This is a genomic window from Pseudomonas sp. GW821-FHT02A08, from assembly GCF_059422045.1.
In genome coordinates, this window is sequence record NZ_JBWKWD010000048.1 from 16,597 (window position 1) to 36,261 (window position 19,665).

General features: G+C 60.8%; 16 protein-coding genes. 12 read left to right on the top strand and 4 right to left on the bottom strand.

Translation table 11 applies throughout. The features are described from left to right. Positions 1–14: 14 nt before the first annotated feature. The 4 genes from AC07W4_RS25050 to AC07W4_RS25065 all read left to right on the top strand — a co-directional run bounded on the left by AC07W4_RS25050 (position 15) and on the right by AC07W4_RS25065 (position 3,052). On the top strand, positions 15–848 hold the full coding sequence (locus AC07W4_RS25050) for an alpha/beta fold hydrolase (protein WP_495034365.1): 834 nt from the start codon (positions 15–17) through the stop codon (positions 846–848). A gap of 49 nt (positions 849–897) precedes the next feature. Beyond that, positions 898–1,347 carry an acyl-CoA thioesterase gene (locus AC07W4_RS25055; RefSeq protein WP_495034366.1) on the top strand — a complete coding sequence of 150 codons (450 nt, stop codon included), beginning with the start codon at positions 898–900 and terminating at the stop codon, positions 1,345–1,347. A 168-nt stretch (positions 1,348–1,515) separates the two neighbouring features. Next, a complete protein-coding gene (locus AC07W4_RS25060; protein ID WP_495034367.1) occupies positions 1,516–2,475 on the top strand; it encodes a tRNA dihydrouridine synthase in 960 nt (319 codons plus the stop codon). Positions 2,476–2,605: 130 nt separating this feature from the next. Then, positions 2,606–3,052: an Hsp20 family protein gene (locus tag AC07W4_RS25065; protein ID WP_007986945.1), complete on the top strand. Its 447-nt coding sequence runs from the start codon at positions 2,606–2,608 to the stop codon at positions 3,050–3,052. Positions 3,053–3,220: 168 nt separating this feature from the next. Here AC07W4_RS25065 and AC07W4_RS25070 read toward each other — a convergent pair whose 3' ends face one another. From AC07W4_RS25070 to AC07W4_RS25085, 4 genes are all read right to left on the bottom strand, one after another. Then, a complete protein-coding gene (locus AC07W4_RS25070; protein ID WP_008050846.1) occupies positions 3,221–3,835 on the bottom strand; it encodes a hypothetical protein in 615 nt (204 codons plus the stop codon). Then, entirely contained in the window at positions 3,832–4,248 is a 417-nt protein-coding gene (locus AC07W4_RS25075; protein WP_495034368.1) for a DUF2515 family protein, read from the bottom strand. The genes AC07W4_RS25070 and AC07W4_RS25075 overlap by 4 nt, the downstream gene beginning before the upstream one ends. 255 nt (positions 4,249–4,503) lie before the next feature. Further along, the gene (locus AC07W4_RS25080) at positions 4,504–7,782 is read right to left on the bottom strand and encodes a PAS domain S-box protein (RefSeq protein ID WP_495034369.1); all 3,279 of its coding nucleotides are present in this window, start codon (positions 7,780–7,782) and stop codon (positions 4,504–4,506) included. A gap of 65 nt (positions 7,783–7,847) precedes the next feature. Next, positions 7,848–8,738, bottom strand: a complete 891-nt coding sequence (locus AC07W4_RS25085) for a LysR family transcriptional regulator (protein WP_008047336.1) — start codon at positions 8,736–8,738, stop codon at positions 7,848–7,850. A 148-nt stretch (positions 8,739–8,886) separates the two neighbouring features. Here AC07W4_RS25085 and leuC point away from each other — a divergent pair, with 148 nt between their 5' ends. The 8 genes from leuC to truA all read left to right on the top strand — a co-directional run bounded on the left by leuC (position 8,887) and on the right by truA (position 19,603). Then, entirely contained in the window at positions 8,887–10,305 is a 1,419-nt protein-coding gene (gene leuC, locus AC07W4_RS25090) for a 3-isopropylmalate dehydratase large subunit (protein WP_495034370.1), read from the top strand. A 10-nt stretch (positions 10,306–10,315) separates the two neighbouring features. Next, entirely contained in the window at positions 10,316–10,960 is a 645-nt protein-coding gene (leuD, locus tag AC07W4_RS25095) for a 3-isopropylmalate dehydratase small subunit (RefSeq protein ID WP_103395076.1), read from the top strand. A 158-nt stretch (positions 10,961–11,118) separates the two neighbouring features. After that, the gene (locus AC07W4_RS25100) at positions 11,119–11,886 is read left to right on the top strand and encodes a class I SAM-dependent methyltransferase (protein WP_495034371.1); all 768 of its coding nucleotides are present in this window, start codon (positions 11,119–11,121) and stop codon (positions 11,884–11,886) included. A 51-nt stretch (positions 11,887–11,937) separates the two neighbouring features. After that, a complete protein-coding gene (gene leuB / locus AC07W4_RS25105; RefSeq protein ID WP_056722174.1) occupies positions 11,938–13,020 on the top strand; it encodes a 3-isopropylmalate dehydrogenase in 1,083 nt (360 codons plus the stop codon). Between the two features lie 66 nt (positions 13,021–13,086). Further along, positions 13,087–14,199, top strand: coding sequence for an aspartate-semialdehyde dehydrogenase (asd, locus tag AC07W4_RS25110; protein WP_007975660.1), 1,113 nt, complete (start codon positions 13,087–13,089; stop codon positions 14,197–14,199). 266 nt (positions 14,200–14,465) lie between these two features. Then, complete coding sequence (locus tag AC07W4_RS25115) at positions 14,466–15,476, top strand: aspartate-semialdehyde dehydrogenase (protein WP_495034372.1); 1,011 nt, start codon at positions 14,466–14,468, stop codon at positions 15,474–15,476. Between the two features lie 205 nt (positions 15,477–15,681). Then, positions 15,682–18,297, top strand: a complete 2,616-nt coding sequence (locus tag AC07W4_RS25120) for a motility hub landmark protein FimV (RefSeq protein WP_495034373.1) — start codon at positions 15,682–15,684, stop codon at positions 18,295–18,297. Between the two features lie 481 nt (positions 18,298–18,778). Continuing rightward, positions 18,779–19,603, top strand: a complete 825-nt coding sequence (truA, locus tag AC07W4_RS25125; protein WP_032829430.1) for a tRNA pseudouridine(38-40) synthase TruA — start codon at positions 18,779–18,781, stop codon at positions 19,601–19,603. The last annotated feature ends 62 nt before the right edge of the window (positions 19,604–19,665 follow it).

Genomic DNA, 19,665 nt, shown 5'->3' on the forward strand with positions numbered 1-19,665 from the left:
CTGAGGAGAATGCGATGAGCGCGTTAAAGTGGGTTCGTGGCGTTAATGGCACCTTGGGCTGGTTTGCCCCGAAACTGGTCGCAAGCAAAATGCGACAGGCGTTCATGACGCCACGGGATCTGCCGCTGCGTGACTGGGAGCTGCCACTGTTGGCCAAGTCCGAGCGGATCACCCTGCGTTTCGGCCTCTCGGTCCTGCGTTGGGGCCAGGGCCCGGCAGTCTTGCTGATGCATGGTTGGGAAGGGCGGCCGACGCAGTTTGCCAGCCTGATCACCGCGCTGGTCGATGCCGGTTACTCGGTCGTGGCCCTGGATGGTCCGGCCCACGGTCGCTCGCCGGGCAGCGAAGCGAATGTGGTGCTGTTCGCCCGCGCCATGCTTGAAGCGGCTGCCGAACTGCCCCCCCTGCAAGCGGTCATCGGCCACTCCATGGGCGGCGCCAGTGCCATGCTCGCGGTTCAGTTGGGCCTGCGCACCGAAACCCTGGTCACCATTGCCGCTCCGGCGCGGATTCTTGGCGTGTTGCGTGGTTTTGCCCGCTATGTCGGGCTGCCACCGAAAGCCCGCTCGGCATTCATTCGCCAGGTCGAACAAGACGTCGGCATGCGAGCCGCGACGCTGGATGTCGCGCACTATCAACTCGACATGCCCGGCCTGATTGTCCATGCCGAAGACGACAACCTGGTCCCTGTGAAGGAATCCCGGCTGATTCACGAGGCCTGGTTCGACAGCCGCTTGTTGCGTTTGAAAGACGGTGGTCATCAGCGGGTGTTGGCCGACCCCAGGGTGATTGATGGCGTGTTATCACTGCTGGCCGGGCGCAGTCTGCAATCGCGCCAATCCGCCTGAGCTTCCGTTACACTGCCTCGGTCGAAATTATCTGACCAGGGAGTCGGGCATGGGCTGGGATCGGGAAACGCCGTTCATCATTGATCTGCAAGTGAGCGCCGAGGACATTGACGGGTTGGGGCACGCGAACAACGCGGTCTACGTGACCTGGCTCGAACGCTGTGCCTGGCGCCACTCCCAGCGCCTGGGCCTGGACCTGGTCGAATACCGGCGGCTGGACCGGGCGATGGCGGTGGTGCGGCACGAGATCGATTACCTGGCGGCAGCCTATGAGGACGATGAGTTGCAATTGGCGACCTGGATCGTCGATTGGGACCAGCGCCTGAAAATGACCCGGCACTTCCAGTTGATCCGCCCCAGCGACAACACCACGCTATTGCGCGCGCAGACCACGTTCGTCTGCATCGAGCTGTCCACCGGCAAGCCCAAGCGCATGCCGGCAGAATTCATCGAGGGCTATGGCCCGGCGATCCGGGCGCAGGAGTTGGTACAACCCTGATCTCATGTGGGAGCGGGCTTGCTCGCGAAGGCGGTCTGTCATCAGAGATGATATTGGCTGATCCACCGCTTTCGCGAGCAAGCCCGCTCCCACAGGCGGTCGCGATGTTCTGCAGATTTTCTCTGAACCCAGTAAACTGCCGCACGTTTTTCCTCGAGTGTGTTTTTCATGCAAATTGCTTTGGCGCCCATGGAGGGATTGGTCGACGACATCCTGCGCGATGTACTGACCCGCGTGGGTGGTATTGACTGGTGCGTGACCGAGTTCATTCGGGTCAACGACCAGTTGCTCACACCTGCCTATTTCCATAAGTTCGGCCCGGAGTTGCTCAACGGTGCCCGGACGGCCTCCGGCGTGCCGCTGCGTGTGCAACTGCTCGGTTCCGATCCGGTGTGCCTGGCGGAAAATGCCGCGCTGGCCTGCGAGTTGGGTTCCGAAGTGATCGACCTGAACTTCGGCTGTCCGGCCAAGACCGTCAACAAATCCCGTGGTGGCGCGGTATTGCTCAAGGAGCCCGAGCTGCTCAACCAGATCGTCGAGCATGTCCGTCGTGCCGTCCCCGCGCACATTCCTGTCACCGCCAAGATGCGCCTGGGCTTCGACAGCCCGGACGGTTCGCTGGTGTGTGCCACGGCCCTGGCCGAAGGTGGCGCCGAGCACATCGTGGTGCACGCGCGGACCAAGGTCGACGGCTACAAGCCGCCGGCGCACTGGGAGTGGATCCCGCGCGTACAGGACGTGGTCAAGGTGCCGGTGTTCGCCAACGGCGATATCTGGAGCGTCGAAGACTGGCGTCGCTGCCGCGAGATCAGCGGCGTGGAAGACATCATGCTCGGTCGTGGCCTGGTTTCGCGTCCGGACCTTGCCCGGCAGATCGCTGCGGCGCGGGCCGGTGAAGAAGTGGTCGAGATGACCTGGGCCGAGCTGCTGCCGTTGATCCAGGGCTTCTGGCTGCAAGCCAAGGCGCAGATGACGCCACGCCAGTCGCCGGGTCGCCTGAAGCAATGGCTGGCGATGCTGACCCGCAATTATCCCGAGGCGGTGGAGCTGTTCACCGTGCTGCGTCGTGAGACCGAACTGGATAACGTCTCGCGTTTGCTGGGGCTGCCGGTGGCGGAAGCGGCCTGAAACTTTTTTTAAAAAAGCAGAAAATAATCTCTTGAAATGCAATCAGCGGTCCCTATCTAAGGATTACGCGATGCCGAATTCGGGTCGCGGAGACAAAAACCTTGCTGATTGTTTTCAGGAGATTTGAATCATGGCTACTACATTTTCCCTGGCCCCACTGTTCCGTTCCTCGGTAGGTTTCGACCGTTTCAACGACCTGTTCGAGACCGCTTTACGTAACGAGCCAGGCAGCAGCTATCCACCCTATAACGTGGAGAAACACGGCGACGATCAATACCGCATCGTCATTGCCGCGGCGGGTTTCCAGGAAGAAGATCTGGAACTCGAAGTGGAGAAGGGTGTGCTGACCATCAGTGGCGGCAAACGTGACGCGAACGAAGACGTCACTTATCTGTATCAGGGCATTGCGCAACGTGCCTTCAAACTGTCCTTCCGTCTGGCGGACCACATCGAGATCAAGGCTGCCGGCCTGAGCAACGGTCTGTTGAGCATCGACCTGCTGCGGGTGATTCCGGAAGAGGCGAAAGCCAAGCGCATCCCGATCAACGGGACGCAAAAGCCGGCTCTGCAACACTGAGTCGAGCCTGATGCCGGGTGTTGTGATTGATCAAACGGCCGGCTAAAACAAAAAGACCCCGACTTGTCGGGGTCTTTTTTTGCGCTCAGGTCCAGCTGTAGCGCACCAGGTGAAAGAAGATCGGTGCTGCAAAGCACGCTGTGTCGCCAGCCTGCTCGATGCCCTGGGTCAAGGGTTCGTCCATGGCGTGGCCAGTGACAGCTTGATGAGATAACGTTCCTCGGAGGGATGCCTGTAATCCTTGAAGCGATTAACCACCAGCATCACTTGATACTGATTGCCCGCATGCCAATAAGTTTTACCGCCTTTGTTCACATCCCGTAATTGGGCTCGCCATTGCGGCGTGTCGGCGAGCGATGGGAACTCGTTGACCCGAATGGGTACCCAGCCGGCTTTACGCCATTGCTCTTGCAGATCCAGTACGACCTTGAGGGTGTCGTTGAGTAACAGCGGCTCGATTTGTGGGGACATGCGGACACTGATGATTATCTCTTTGTTATAAACAATCACAAAAAACCGGGCCGGCGGAGTTACAAAACCATACTGGGGATCTATAAATCGCAGGCGGGCATCGGACTTCGGAATGTTGAACGATACCTGTCCGGGAATGGCCGGATCTATGGCAGCACTAGAGCGTTGGCGCATATCTTCCCAAGGCTCGTCAATCATCAGAGCGATTTCCGGTTCATCCGATAACGCTTGAATTGCCGACAGCGTCAGGAGGGATACGACCGACAGTGCCAACATGCCATGCCGCCAGCCTACGCGGTGCATGAGGCTCATCGGATGCCCCCGCCTAGGGCGATATCCCGAATCGATTGCTCAATCTGTTCACGTTTGTCGCTATGCAACAAGCTATCAAACTGCTCTGCGGCTCTGAGTACGAAGGCCATGCGTTGCTTGACGTCGGCCAGGTTGGCAACGGGGTTGTTGTCAAACCCAATGGTGCGCCCGTCATCGACGGGATGGCACTGGCTGGCCAGGGTCAGCTCGATGGCTTGAGCGGCCCCAGAGGGCAAGTTGGTGACGTAGGAGGCATGGTTGCCACGTAGCAGCCATTTCAGCCCCGTGTCATCGTACATCGACGGTTGCAGGATGTTGACCTGTTCGTGCGTGGCAAGAAACGCGACGCTTTCGGCGATATTGCCGCCGCAGGTGGTCCAGTCATCCTTGCGAATGAAATATCCCTCTGTCATTGCTTGATTTCCCTGTCTGTTGACGACTTGAGGCAGGCGCTCTGGGCGTCCGCCAACAAGCAAATGGCTCCTGCCCCCGAGTGAAAAGGCAGGCATGGCCAAGCGCGGCGCACAGGGTCAACGCAGGGAAGTTAAAGGTATAGAGGACGATTCCGGGATGCGTGTAGGAAATAGAGGATCGATCTGTGGCGGCCTTCTGGCCGCTACAGAGCATCAGGGAGGATGTGCAGGTTTGGAGGTGGCAGTGGTTCCCTGTTACTTGAGTAACAACTGAAACTCTTCCACCGGCAACGGCTGGCTGTGCAAATACCCCTGATAGAAATGACACTCCAACCCCTGCAGGAACTCCAGCTGCTCCGCTGTTTCCACCCCTTCGGCAATCACCTTCAAATCCAGGCTGTGGGCCATGGCGACGATGGCGCGGATGATCTCGGCGTCGTTCGGGTCGCTGGTAGCGTCGCGGATGAACGACTGGTCGATTTTCAGGGTGTCGACCGGTAAGCGCTTGAGGTAGGTCAGTGAGGAATAGCCGGTACCGAAGTCGTCCATGGCGAAGCTCACACCGAGCTTTTTCAGGCGGCGCATTTTGCTGATGGTGTCCTCCAGGTTCTGGATCACGATGCCTTCGGTGATTTCCAGCTTCAACAAGGAGCAGGGCAGGCCATAGCTGGCCAGGCTGTTTTCAATTCGTTCGACGAAATCGTTCTGGCGGAACTGGCGCGGGCTGATGTTCACGCACAGGCTGAATTTGTACGGATTCACCAGGCCTTGGTCGATCAACTGTTTGAAGGCCTGGCAGGCCTCGTCGAGGATCCAGGTGCCGACCTCCAGAATCAGTCCGCTGTCTTCCAGCACTTTGATGAACTCGTTGGGGGACTGCGCGCCGAGTTCCGGATGATTCCAGCGTACCAGGGCCTCGGCACCGACGATGCGGTCGCCCCGGGCGTCGACCTGGGGTTGGTAGTGCACGCGAAATTCGCCCCGGGAAAGCGCCAGGCGCAAGTCAGTCTCCATGCGCAGGCGTTCGCTCGCGGCCTTCTGCATGGTGTTGTGGTACATCTGCGCGGTATTGCGCCCCGAGTCCTTGGCGCGATAAAGCGCGATGTCGGCGCGCTTGAGCAGGTCGGTCGGGGTCGAACCGTGATCGGGGATCAGGGCAATGCCGATGCTTGGGGTCACCTGCAGGCGCTGGCCGTCGAGGAACATCGGTTCGGACAACAGTTCGCGGATGGTGTCGGCCACTTCTCGAACCTGTTCGCTGACCTCGCCGCGCGAGCCTTCGAGGCCGCTGAGCAGCACCACGAATTCGTCACCGCCCAGGCGCGCAACGGTGTCCTCCATGCGCACGCTGGCCTCCAGGCGCGCGGTGATGATTTTCAGCACAGTGTCACCCACCGGGTGCCCGAGGGAGTCGTTGATGTGCTTGAAGTGGTCGAGGTCGAGGAACATCAGCGCGCCGCGCAGGTTATGCCGTTTGAGCAGGGCGATCTGCTGGCTCAGGCGGTCCATCAGCAAGGCGCGGTTGGGCAGGTTGGTCAGTGGGTCGTGGTAGGCCAGGTGGCGGATCTGCGCTTCGGCGTTTTTCAGCAGGCTGACGTCCCGTGCGGTCAGCAGCAGGCAGGCGGTTTCGTTGAGGGTGATCGGTTCCACCGAGACTTCGACGGTGAGCAGTTCGCCGCGCTTGTTGCGCCCGAGCATCTCCTGGTGATGAACCCGGCCCTTGATCTGCAATTCGGCCAGCAGCGCCGAGCGTTGTTTTTCTTCCGCCCAGATCCCCACCTGGTACACCGTGCGGCCCACCACCTCCTCGGCGCGGTAGCCGGTCAGGCGGCAGAAACCGTCGTTGACCTCCAGGTAGCGTCCGGTGTCGCGTTCGGTGATAGTGATGGCGTCGGGGCTGGAGTGGAACGCCTTGGCGAATTTCTCTTCACTGGCCTTGAGCGCCGCTTCCGAGCGCTGTTGCTGGGTGATGTCGCGCAGCGTGGTGACGATGCAGGGCTGGTCGCTGACGCTGATCTGGCGGCTGGAAATCACGCAAGTCAGGGCCTGTCCGTCCTTGTGCTGGACCAGAATGGCCACGTTGTTCAGGCCTTGTTCGCGGATCACTTGTTCGATCCGCCGCAGGCTTTTTGCCGAGGCGTCCCACAGGCCGATTTCGTCTGCGCTGCGGCCGATCACATCGGCGGTGCTCCAGCCGAAAGTCTGGGTGAAGCTGGAGTTGATCTCAATGAACTGGCCGGAGTCCTGGTGGGTGACGCAGATCGGATCGGGGCTGACCTGGAACAGCGTGGCAAATTTTTCTTCGGAAGCCACCAGCCGCTGTTCGCGCTCCACCTGGTCGGTGATGTCGAGCAATGTGCCGGCCATGCGCACCGGCACGCCGCTGTCATCACGGTAGAGGCGGGCGCGGCTTTCCAGGTAGCGCGAACTGCCGTCGGACAATTGCACGCGGTAGGTCAATTGGTAGTTGCCGGCCGGGCCTTCACGCAGGCTGCGGTAAGCGTCGCGCATGGTGTCGCGTTCTTCGTCGGGCACGCCTTCGAAGAACTCGTCGAAGGACTCGTGAAAGGGTTTGGCGTCCAGGCCGTGCAGTTGGGCGGCCCGTGCCGATCCATAGAGCATGCCGCTGGGAATGTGCCAGTCCCAGGTGCCGAGTTGCGCCGAGTCCAGAGCCAGGTCGAGGCGCTCCTGGCTGTCCTTGAGGGCCTGTTCGGCGACTTTGCGTTCGGTGGTGTCAAGGAAGGTGCTCAGTAGATAGGGCTGGCCTTCGAGCTCGACCTTTTGCGCACTGAGGATGCCATCGTGGACCTGGCCATTGCTGGCGCGAAACTGCACTTCCATGCTGACCAGGTCGCCTTTGGCCTTGGTGGCCTTGACCAGGTCGTCCCGTTGCTCGGGATGTACCCACAGGCCCAGCTCCAGGGTGGTGCGGCCGATCGCGTCTTGCACCGGCCAGCCGAACAGGCTTTCGAAATACTGGTTGGCTTCGGAGATCAGGCCGTCGTCCTGGCGGGTCAGCAGGACCATGTTCGGGCACAGGTGGAACAGGGTGGCGAAGCGTTTTTCCGAACTGCTCAATGCCTGTTCGCGCTGACGCTGGTGGGTAATCTCGCGGATCACACCGATCATCCGTGGCCGGCCGTGCTTGTCCGGCAACAGGCTGCCGCTGATTTCCAGCCAGTGCAGGCTGCCATCGGGCCAGCGGATGCGGTGATGCATCATTTGCTCCAGCGGCGCGCCAGCGATGACCGCGTGGAACGCGCGAACGGTTTTCGCGCGATCTTCCGGAGGCAGCAAGTCGAGGTATTCCAGATCCGATGGCAACGGTTTGCGGGGATCGAAGCCGAACAGCGCCTGCGTACCCCGGGACCAGCTGATCTGCCCGCGCTCGATGTCCCAGTACCAGGCACCCAGGCGCGCGCCGTTGAGCGCGGCCAACAGTTGTGAGGCGCTTTCCCAGCTCTGCTCGGAGTTTTTCGGGTCAAGAGCCTGTATGCGCGGCATTGGCGGAATACGGTCAACAGATTTGGGCATTGGCAAGCCTTAGGCTGAATGGGCGTTTGGCACGGGATTTCGCGGCTCTATAGGAGTAGCACAAACTAGCCTTGAGTCCCTGGCGGATCGAGTTGAGCATCCAGCAGCGCCATGAAGGCCCGCGCGGCGTTCGACAGTGTCCTTTCCGTGTGCAGGATATAGCCTAGCTGGCGAGTGAGCTGTATGCCCGGCAAAGGTATGCGCGCCACTTGGTCATCGAGCATTGTGCGCGGCAAAACGCTCCAGGCCAGGCCGATCGAGACCATCATCTTGATGGTTTCCAGGTAGTTGGTGCTCATGGCGATGTTTGGCGTCAGGCCCTGGGCTTCAAACAGCCGCTGCACAATGTGGTGGGTAAAGGTGTTGCCGCCGGGGAAGACCGCCGGGTGTCGGGCGATGTCCGCCAGGCTGACCTTGCCGTTATTGAGCAACGAATGCTCCGGGGCGACCACGAAATCCAACGGGTCGTCCCACACCGGGGTGGCCTTGACCAGCGCATGGGGTTCTGGTGCCAGGGTGATGACCGCCAGTTCGGCACGGCCATGGAGAATTTCCTCGTAGGCCACTTCCGAATCGAGGAACTGAATATCCAGTGCCACTTGCGGGTAGCGTCGGGTGAACTCCCTCAGCAAGGGAGGCAAGCGGTGCAGGCCGATGTGGTGACTGGTGGCCAGGGTCAGACGGCCGGTCACTTCGCCCGTGAGGTTGGTCAGGGCACGGCGCGTATCATCAAGGACATTGAGAATCTGGTAGGCCCGCGGCAGCAGGGCGCGCCCGGCCTCGGTCAGGCCCACTTCACGCCCCAGGCGATCGAACAACCGCACCTTCAATTGCTGCTCCAGCCCGGCGATGCGTTTGCTGATCGCGGGCTGGGTCAGGTGCAGCCGTTCGCCGGCGCCGGAGAAGCTTCCGGTCTCGGCAATGGCAATAAAAGCATTGAGGTTGGCCAGGTCCATGGTTGCATTCCAGTTGGTTATCCAAAGCATAAAAAATATGAATTTGAGTTATTTAATGTAACCCCATAGGATCAGCCTCACAAGCCAAGGGGTTATTGAGTCATTCAAAATCCGGGGCATAGAAACAAGCTGATGAGGAAACCGTCTGATGGCCGGCAAAACGCTCTACGACAAGCTCTGGGATTCGCATTTGGTCAAGCAGCGCGACGATGGCTCTGCGCTGATCTACATCGACCGTCACATCATCCACGAAGTGACTTCGCCGCAAGCCTTTGAAGGCCTGCGTCTGGCCGGGCGCAAGCCATGGCGCATCGATGCCAACATCGCGACCCCGGACCACAACGTACCGACCACCCCGGAGCGCAAGGGCGGCATCGACGCCATCGTTGACCAGGTCTCGCGCCTGCAAGTCCAGACCCTCGATGACAACTGCGATGAATACGGCATCGTCGAGTTCAAGATGAACGACGTTCGCCAAGGCATCGTCCACGTCATCGGCCCGGAGCAGGGCGCCACCTTGCCGGGCATGACCGTGGTCTGCGGCGACTCCCATACCTCGACCCACGGCGCATTCGGCGCATTGGCGCACGGTATCGGCACTTCCGAGGTCGAGCATGTGCTCGCCACCCAGTGCCTGGTCGCCAAGAAAATGAAAAACATGCTGGTACGCGTCGAAGGCCAATTGCCGTTCGGCGTGACCGCCAAGGACATCGTCCTCGCCGTGATCGGCAAGATCGGCACCGCCGGCGGTAATGGCCACGCCATCGAATTCGCCGGTAGCGCGATTCGCGACCTGTCCGTCGAAGGCCGCATGACCATCTGCAACATGTCCATCGAGGCCGGTGCTCGCGTAGGTCTGGTAGCGGCTGACGAAAAGACCGTGGCTTACGTCAAGGGCCGTCCGTTCGCTCCGAAAGGCGCGGAATGGGACCTGGCCGTCGAAGCCTGGAAAGACCTGGTGTCTGACGCCGATGCCAGGTTCGATACTGTTGTCGAGCTCGACGCCACCCAGATCAAGCCGCAAGTCAGCTGGGGCACTTCGCCTGAGATGGTGTTGGCGGTGGACCAGAACGTGCCGGATCCTGCGAAGGAAATGGACCTGGTCAAGCGAGATTCCATCGTCCGCGCCTTGAAATACATGGGTTTGACCGCCAACCAGGCGATCACCGACATTCAGCTCGACCGCGTGTTCATCGGTTCCTGCACCAACTCGCGGATCGAAGACCTGCGTGCGGCGGCCGTGATTGCCAAGGGTCGCAAAGTGGCCTCGACCATCAAGCAGGCCATCGTCGTGCCGGGTTCTGGTCTGGTGAAGGCGCAGGCCGAATCGGAAGGCCTGGACAAGATTTTCCTCGAAGCCGGTTTCGAATGGCGCGAGCCGGGTTGCTCGATGTGCCTGGCGATGAACCCGGACCGTTTGGAGTCTGGCGAGCATTGCGCCTCGACTTCCAACCGTAACTTCGAAGGCCGTCAGGGCGCCGGTGGTCGTACCCACCTCGTCAGCCCGGCCATGGCCGCGGCCGCTGCCGTAAACGGTCGTTTCGTCGACGTCCGTGAATTGATTTAAGGAGCGCAGCATGAAAGCTTTTACCCAGCACACTGGACTTGTCGCGCCTTTGGATCGTGCCAACGTCGACACCGACCAGATCATTCCGAAGCAATTCCTGAAGTCGATCAAGCGTACGGGTTTCGGCCCGAACCTGTTCGATGAATGGCGCTACCTGGATGTGGGGCAGCCGTACCAGGACAACTCCAAGCGTCCGCTGAACAAGGACTTCGTCCTCAACGCCGAACGTTACCAGGGCGCCAGCGTGTTGCTGGCCCGGGAGAACTTCGGTTGCGGCTCCAGCCGTGAACACGCGCCGTGGGCGCTGGAAGAGTACGGTTTCCGCAGCATCATCGCGCCGAGCTACGCCGACATCTTCTTCAACAACAGCTTCAAGAATGGCTTGCTGCCGATCATCCTGAGCGATGCCGAAGTCGACGAACTGTTCCAGCAGGTCGAGGCCAATCCGGGCTACCAGTTGCAGGTCGATCTGCAAGCCCAGACCGTGACCCGCCCCGACGGCAAGGTGTTGAGCTTCGAAATCGATGCCTTCCGCAAACACTGCCTGCTCAACGGCCTGGACGATATCGGCCTGACCTTGCAGGACGGCGATGCGATTGCGACGTTTGAAGCCAAACATCGTGCGAGCCAGCCTTGGTTGTTTCGCGACGCTTGATTGATCCGAGATTGATGTAGTCAGGGCCGGCCTCTTCGCGAGCAAGCCCGCTCCCACATTGGATTTGTGGCGCACACAAAACCCCTGTGGGAGCGGGCTTGCTCGCGAAGACGGCAGTTCAGGCGACACCAGGCTAAACCCCAAAAAGGAAGTCCCCCATGACCAGCACCGCCCAGCACACCCAAGTAGTCCAGAAGCAATTCGGCGAACAGGCCGCGGCCTACCTGAGCAGCGCCGTACACGCTCAAGGCACCGAATTCGCGCTGCTACAGGCCGAGCTGGCGGGGCAGGGCGATGCCCGGGTCCTGGACCTTGGCTGCGGTGCCGGTCACGTGAGTTTCCACGTAGCGCCGCTGGTCAAGGAAGTCGTGGCCTACGACCTGTCGCAACAGATGCTCGATGTGGTGACCGCTGCCGCTGTCGATCGTGGCTTGAGCAATGTGTCCACGGTCAACGGTGCCGCCGAGCGCCTGCCGTTCGCCGATGGCGAATTCGATTTCGTCTTCAGCCGTTATTCGGCGCACCATTGGAGTGATCTGGGCGTGGCGCTGCGTGAGGTGCGTCGAGTCCTGAAACCGGGCGGCGTGGCAGCGTTCGTCGACGTATTGTCACCAGGTAGCCCGCTGTTCGACACTTACCTGCAAAGCGTCGAAGTGCTGCGCGACACCAGCCATGTGCGCGATTATTCCGCTGGCGAGTGGTTGCGCCAGGTCAGTGAGGCGGGGCTGCACACCCGCAGTACCACGCGTCAGCGCCTGCGTCTGGAGTACAACAGCTGGGTCGAGCGCATGCGTACGCCTGAAGTGATGCGCGCGGCGATCCGCGAATTGCAGCAGTCGATGGGCAACGAAGTACGCGAATATTTTGAGATTGAGGCCGATGGTTCGTTCAGTACCGATGTATTGGTGCTGATGGCTGAACGATAGAATTTTTCCGGGTGCGTCCATGGGCGCACCGACTGATGACATGAGGAAAGCATGAGCAAGCAGATTCTGATTCTCCCAGGTGACGGTATTGGCCCGGAAATCATGGCCGAGGCGGTCAAGGTGCTGGAATTGGCCAGCGACAAGTTCGCCCTGGGTTTCGAGCTGAGCCACGACGTGATCGGTGGCGCTGCCATCGACAAGCACGGCGTGCCGCTGGCCGATGAAACCCTGGAACGTGCCCGCGCGGCCGACGCCGTGTTGCTGGGCGCCGTTGGCGGCCCGAAATGGGATGCCATCGAACGTGATATCCGACCTGAGCGCGGCCTGCTGAAGATCCGTGCGCAACTGGGCCTGTTCGGCAACCTGCGTCCGGCGATCCTGTACCCGCAACTGGCCGAGGCTTCCAGCCTGAAGCCGGAAATCGTTTCCGGGCTGGATATCCTGATCGTTCGTGAACTGACCGGTGGCATCTACTTCGGTGCGCCACGCGGTACCCGTACCCTGGAAAACGGCGAGCGTCAGTCCTACGACACCCTGCCGTACAGCGAAAGCGAAATCCGCCGCATCGCCCGTGTCGGTTTCGACATGGCCATGGTCCGTGGCAAGAAGCTGTGCTCGGTGGACAAGGCCAACGTACTGGCCTCCAGCCAACTGTGGCGTGAAGTGGTCGAACAAGTGGCCAAGGATTATCCTGAAGTCGAACTGAGCCACATGTACGTCGACAACGCCGCGATGCAGCTGGTGCGTGCACCGAAGCAGTTCGACGTGATCGTCACCGACAACATGTTCGGCGACATCCTGTCCGACCAGGCCTCGATGCTCACCGGTTCCATCGGCATGCTGCCGTCGGCGTCCCTGGACACCAACAACAAGGGCATGTACGAGCCGTGCCACGGTTCAGCGCCGGACATCGCGGGCAAAGGCATCGCCAACCCGCTGGCGACCATTTTGTCGGTGTCGATGATGCTGCGCTACAGCTTCAACCAGCAGGCCGCGGCCGATGCCATCGAGAAAGCCGTCAGCCTGGTGCTCGATCAGGGCTTGCGCACCGGTGACATCTGGTCGGCCGGTTGCACTAAAGTCGGTACGCAGGAAATGGGTGACGCAGTAGTCGCCGCGCTGCGGAATCTGTAATCTCTCGGGCCCGCTGCCAAATTCAAGACAAGGTAGCGGCCCACATTTCAAGAAGGTGTAGTTGCGATGAAACGTGTAGGTCTGATCGGTTGGCGCGGCATGGTCGGTTCCGTGCTCATGCAGCGGATGCTGGAAGAGCAGGATTTCGATCTTATCGAGCCGGTGTTTTTCACCACTTCCAATGTCGGTGGCCAAGGCCCGTCCGTGGGCAAGGACATTGCTCCGCTCAAGGACGCATACAGCATTGAAGAGCTGAAAACCCTCGACGTGATTCTGACCTGCCAGGGTGGCGACTATACCAGCGAAGTCTTCCCCAAGCTGCGTGAAGCCGGCTGGCAGGGTTACTGGATCGACGCCGCCTCCAGCCTGCGCATGCAGGACGACGCAGTGATCGTTCTGGATCCGGTCAACCGCAAGGTGATCGACCAGCAGCTGGATGCGGGCACCAAGAACTACATCGGCGGCAACTGCACCGTCAGCCTGATGCTGATGGGCCTCGGTGGCCTGTTCGAGGCTGGCCTGGTGGAGTGGATGAGCGCCATGACCTATCAGGCGGCCTCCGGTGCCGGCGCGCAGAACATGCGTGAACTGATCAAGCAAATGGGCGCGACCCACGCCGCTGTTGCCGATCAATTGGCCGATCCGGCCAGCGCGATCCTCGACATTGACCGCCGTGTGGCCGAAGCCATGCGCAGCGACGCGTACCCGACCGAAAACTTCGGCGTACCGCTGGCCGGCAGCCTGATCCCGTGGATCGACAAGGAACTGCCGAACGGTCAGAGCCGCGAAGAGTGGAAGGCCCAGGCCGAGACCAACAAGATCCTCGGTCGCTTCAAGAGCCCGATCCCGGTCGACGGCATCTGCGTGCGCATCGGCGCCATGCGCTGCCACAGCCAGGCGCTGACCATCAAGCTGAACAAAGACGTGCCGATCGCCGATATCGAAGGGCTGATCAGCCAGCACAACCCTTGGGTCAAGCTGGTGCCGAACAGCCGCGAAACCAGCATTCAGGAGCTGAGCCCTAACAAGGTCACCGGCACCCTGAACATCCCGGTTGGCCGTCTGCGCAAGCTGAACATGGGTTCGCAGTTCGTCGGCGCGTTCACCGTCGGCGACCAGTTGCTGTGGGGCGCGGCCGAACCGCTGCGCCGCATGCTGCGGATCCTGCTCGAGCGTTGATCGGTTGATGAAATGAAAGAACCCGCGCCTTGAAAGAGGCGCGGGTTTTTTTATCCCTGACAGTCTGAAGTTTATTGGTTGCCCATACCGGCCTCTTCGCGGGCAAGCCCGCTCCCACATTTGATCTCCGGTGCTCATGAGGTCAATGTGGGAGCGGGCTTGCTCGCGAAGGGGCCATCACAGGCACCACAAGGCCCGGCAGAATTGCCTGTATCCCACCCACCCGGTAAAGTGCCGCTCCCCCCGTTTCGCCAGAGGTAAAACCCATGAGCCAGACCATTGATATTGCCGTGATCGGCGCCACCGGTACTGTCGGCGAAACACTCGTGCAGATTCTCGAGGAGCGCGATTTCCCGATCGGCACTCTTCACCTGTTGGCCAGCAGCGAATCGGCCGGCAGTTCGGTACCGTTTCGCGGCAAGAACGTGCGGGTGCGGGAGGTCGATGAGTTCGACTTCAGCAAGGTGCAGCTTGGATTTTTCGCGGCCGGCCCGGCGGTCTCGTTGAGTTTTGCTTCCCGCGCGACCGATGCCGGTTGCTCGGTGATCGATCTCTCCGGCGCCCTGACGGCCGAAAAGGCGCCGCAGGTCGTGCCCGAGGCCAACGCCCAGGTGTTGGCCGGCTTGAAAAAACCCTTTCAGGTCAGCAGCCCAAGCCCGTCGGCCACCACCCTGGCGGTGGTGCTCGCGCCACTGATGGATTTGCTCGATCTGCAGCGCATCAGCCTGACCGCCAGCCTGGCGGTATCGGCCCAGGGCCGCGAAGCCGTGAGCGAGCTGGCGCGGCAAACCGCCGAACTGCTGAATGTGCGGCCGCTGGAGCCGAAATTCTTTGACCGGCAGATGGCCTTCAACCTGTTGGCCCAGGTTGGCAAACCGGATGAGCAAGGTCATACGCTGCTGGAAAAACGCCTGGTGCGTGAGCTGCGTCAGGTCATGGCGCTGCCTTCATTGAAGATTTCCGTCACTTGCATTCAAGCCCCGGTGTTTTTTGGCGATAGCTATAGCGTGACCCTGCAGTGCGCGAGTGAAATCGACCTGGGGAAAGTCAATGCGGCCCTGGAAGACGCACCCGGCATCGAGCTGGTGGAAGCCGGCGATTACCCGACCCCGGTGGGCGATGCGGTAGGCCAGGATGTGGTCTACGTTGGTCGGGTTCGCCAGGGCATTGACGACCCGTCGGAACTTAATCTGTGGCTGACGTCAGATAACGTACGCAAAGGCGCGGCGCTCAACGCTGTGCAGCTGGCTGAGTTGTTGATAAAAGACCTGCTGTAAAAGATACTTTGCAACAATTTGTCGAATGATTCCCCGCGAGCCTATGCTTGCCGGAGTGTTGAAGGCGGGCCCCTCTGCGGGGCTTCGCCAGGCATCAATGAAATGATCGCGCGCGACGACCCTCGCCGTTGCGCGCAATGCCTTACGGCAGCGACTGTCAATACCTTCTCGCTGGCCGAGGAATGTTCAAACTAAGGATGAGCTAATGGTTCAAGTTCGCAAACTGGTGTTAGCAATAGCGGCCGCCTCGGCGCTGTCCTCCGGTATGGCGCATGCCCTCGGGCTCGGGGAGTTGACCCTGAAATCGACGCTCAACCAGCCGCTGGTAGCGGAAATCGAGCTGCTCGATGTCAAGGAACTCACCGCCGCCGAAGTGGTGCCGAGCCTGGCTTCGCCGGAAGATTTCGCCAAGGCCGGTGTCGACCGCCAGGCGTTTCTCAATGACTTGACCTTTACCCCGGTGCTCAACGCCAGCGGCAAAAGCATCCTGCGCGTGACCTCCAGCAAGCCGCTTTCCGAACCCATGGTGAAATTCCTGGTTCAGGTCATGTGGCCGAACGGCCGTTTGCTGCGCGACTACAGTGTGCTGCTCGATCCGTCCAAATTCTCGCCGCAAACCGCTGAAGCGGCCGCGCAACCGACGTCAACGGTTGCCGCGCCCGTCACCGGTGCGACCAAACCGTCGCAATACACCACCACGCCGCGCGATACCCTGTGGGAAATCGCCGCGAAGGCGCGTAATGGCGGTTCGATCCAGCAAACGATGCTGGCCATCCAGGCGCTGAACCCGGATGCCTTTATCGACGGCAACATCAACCGCCTGAAAACCGGCCAGGTGCTGCGCATGCCGGACCAGGCACAGAGCACTGGCCTGCCGCAAGCCAAGGCGATTGCCGAAGTGGCCGCACAGAACAAGGCCTGGCGCCAGGGTCGCCGTTATGTGGCCAAACCCGGGGCAGGGCAGCAACAGCTCGACGCCACCCATCGCGCTCGTACCGATGGCGCTCCGGCGCAAGCGGCCACCGACAAGCTGAGCCTGGTGTCTGCCGAGTCCGGCAAGAACCCTGGCAAAGGGGCTGCCGCAGATGCCAAGGCTCTGAGCAACAAGCTGGCGGTGACCCAGGAAAGCCTCGACTCCAGTCGTCGTGATAACGCCGAACTGAAAAGCCGCATGGCCGACCTGCAGAGCCAGGTGGACAAGCTGCAACGCCTGATCGAGTTGAAGAACAACCAGCTGGCCAAGTTGCAAACCGAGGGCGCTACGGCTGCACCAGCGGCCGCGACAGCGCCGGCAATGTCGGCTGAGCTGGCTGCGAACTCGGCGGCAGTGCCTGCTCCGGTTGCCGCAGCGCCTGCCCCCGAGGCAACTCCGGCGCCGGCCGAGAAGCCCGTTGGGGCAACACCGACGGCATCCGACGATCAGAAATTCAATGAGTTGCTGACCAATCCGGTGCTGCTGGGCCTGGTGGGTGGCGGTGCGGTGATTCTGCTGCTCCTGCTGCTGTTGCTGGCACGCCGCCGCAAAGCCCGGCAAGCAGCCGAGAAGCATCAGCGCATGGCCCGTGCCCTGGCCGAAGAACAGCCGTTCTCGGCCGATCTCGACTTGCCGCAAAGCAGCTTCGAAGGCCTGGAAGTTCCGTCGCCAAGCGTGAAGCTGGCGACTGCACCGACGCCAGCTCCCGCGCCCGCGCCAGTCATTGCCCCGGTGGTGATGACCACGCCGATCGCCGCGCCATTGGTGTCGCCGGCTGCCGAGCGTTCCGACGATGTACTGGGCCAGGCTCAGTCACACATCAATGCCGGTCGCCTGAACCAGGCTGCCGCGTTGCTGGAGGACGGCGTCAAGCAAGAGCCGAAGCGCAGCGACTTGCGCTTGAAACTGATGGAAGTCTATGGACAGCAAGGCGACCGCGATGCGTTCGTCGGCCAGGAGCGTCAGTTGGTGGCCAATGGCGACAACTTCGCCCAGGTTGAAAAGCTCAAAAGCCGCTTCCCGGCCATGGCGCTGGTCGCTGCCGGTGGTATCGCAGCCGCCGCCGTTGCCGCCGAGCTGGATGCTCAATACGTCAAGGATCTGTTGCTCGATGAGCCGCAAGCACCGGCGTCAGAACCAGAGCCAGAACCTGCGCCGTTCGAGGATGACCTCGACAGCGCCTTCGACCTGAGCCTGGATGATCTGGACACGATTACTCCTGTAGCACCTGCACCTGCGCTTGCGCCGGAGCCCGAAGTGGTGGCGCTGGCAGACCTGGAAGAGTTCCCGCTGGACGACGATCTGAGTTTTGAGTCGGTGTTGCAGCAGCAGACTGAAATCAAGGAAAGCCTCGACGATCTGTCGGACTTCGATCTCGACCTGGATCTCGGTGCGCAACCGTTGCCGGCGATACTGGCTGAAGACGATTTCCTGCTGGATCTGGATGAGGGCGTGAAGGATTTCCCGGTTGCCGAAACCCCGGCTGCTCCTGAGGTCGCGCTGGATGACCTTGAATTACCGGCCGATTTCGATCTGTCGCTGTCCGACGAAATGGATATGCCGGATGCGTTCGCGGCAGAGCTGGATGATGTCAACGCCGAGCTGGAGAGCCTGTCCAACAGCATCGGCGAACCGACTTTCACCGAAGCAGATGCCGCACTGGGCGACGATGATGACTTCGACTTCCTTTCGGGCACTGACGAAGCCGCTACCAAGCTCGATCTGGCTCAGGCCTATATCGACATGGGCGACAGCGACGGTGCTCGCGACATCCTCAATGAGGTGGTAAGCGAAGGCAGCGCCGAGCAGAAGAGCGAAGCCCGGGAAATGCTTTCGCGCCTGGCTTGAATGATCGGCAGGTTGTAAACAGAACGGCAGCCCATTGAGGCTAATGCCAGACGCTACGCCTTCCTTGTAGCAGCTGCCGAAGGCTGCGTCCGGCTGCGCAGCAGTCGTAAATCCGGCTTGCACGATCTCTCTGATGTACCGCGAAGTCTGATTTTACGACTGCTGCGCAGCCGGACGCAGGCTACGCCAGCTGCTACGTATTGCGTTGTGGCTTAACTGATCGGCATTAGCTCATTGAGGCTGCCGTTTTTGTTTGGGCGATGAATTGATGTCGTCTGCTATGGCCTCTTCGCGGGCAAGCCCGCTCCCACAAGGTTCTGTGGCGTTCACAAAACCTGTGGGAGCGGGCTTGCCTGCGAAGAGGCCGGAACAGTCAAAGGGAATCTCTCTGGCTTCCCCGCCCGGCGGCCTTATAATGCCCGCCTTTGGTACATCATCAGGCTGTCCCTCCTTGGCAAATATAGATAACCCGGCCGCCGAAATGGCAGCCGACGGCTTTTTCCGGATCGCGCTGGGCGTCGAATACAAAGGCTCGCGCTACCGCGGCTGGCAGCGCCAGGCGTCCGGGGTGCTCACCGTGCAGGAAACCCTCGAAAACGCCTTGTCCAAAGTCGCCGACTCACCCGTTTCGCTGATGTGCGCAGGGCGTACCGACGCCGGGGTGCATGCCTGCGGACAGGTGGTGCATTTCGACACCCAGGTCGAGCGTTCGATGAAGGCCTGGACCATGGGCGCCAACATCAACTTGCCCCACGACGTCAGTGTCAGTTGGGCCAAGGTCATGCCGGCGCATTTCCATGCGCGGTTCAAGGCCATTGCCCGACGTTATCGCTACGTGATCTACAACGATCAGATCCGTCCGGCGCACCTGAACGAAGAAGTGACCTGGAACCACCGCCCGCTGGACGTCGAGCGTATGGCCGAGGCCGCTCAATACCTGCTTGGCACCCATGATTTCAGCGCTTTTCGCGCCGGACAGTGCCAGGCCAAGTCGCCGATCAAGGAACTGCATCACCTGCGTGTTACCCGTCACGGAAAGATGATCGTGCTGGATATTCGCGCCAGCGCCTTCCTGCATCACATGGTGCGCAACATTGCCGGTGTGCTGATGACCATTGGCGCCGGAGAACGTCCGGTGGAGTGGATGAAAGAGGTGCTTGAGAGCCGGATTCGACGGACCGGTGGCGTGACCGCGCATCCATTCGGTTTGTATCTGGTTCAGGTCGAGTACCGTGACGAGTTTGAATTGCCCGAGCGTTACATCGGTCCACACTTCCTGACCGGGTTCTCGGAACTTGGCGGCTGACGCCCTCGAATGCTTTTGTTACCATCCGGGACTTTCCCGGATTTGTCTTGGAGTTGTGTCGA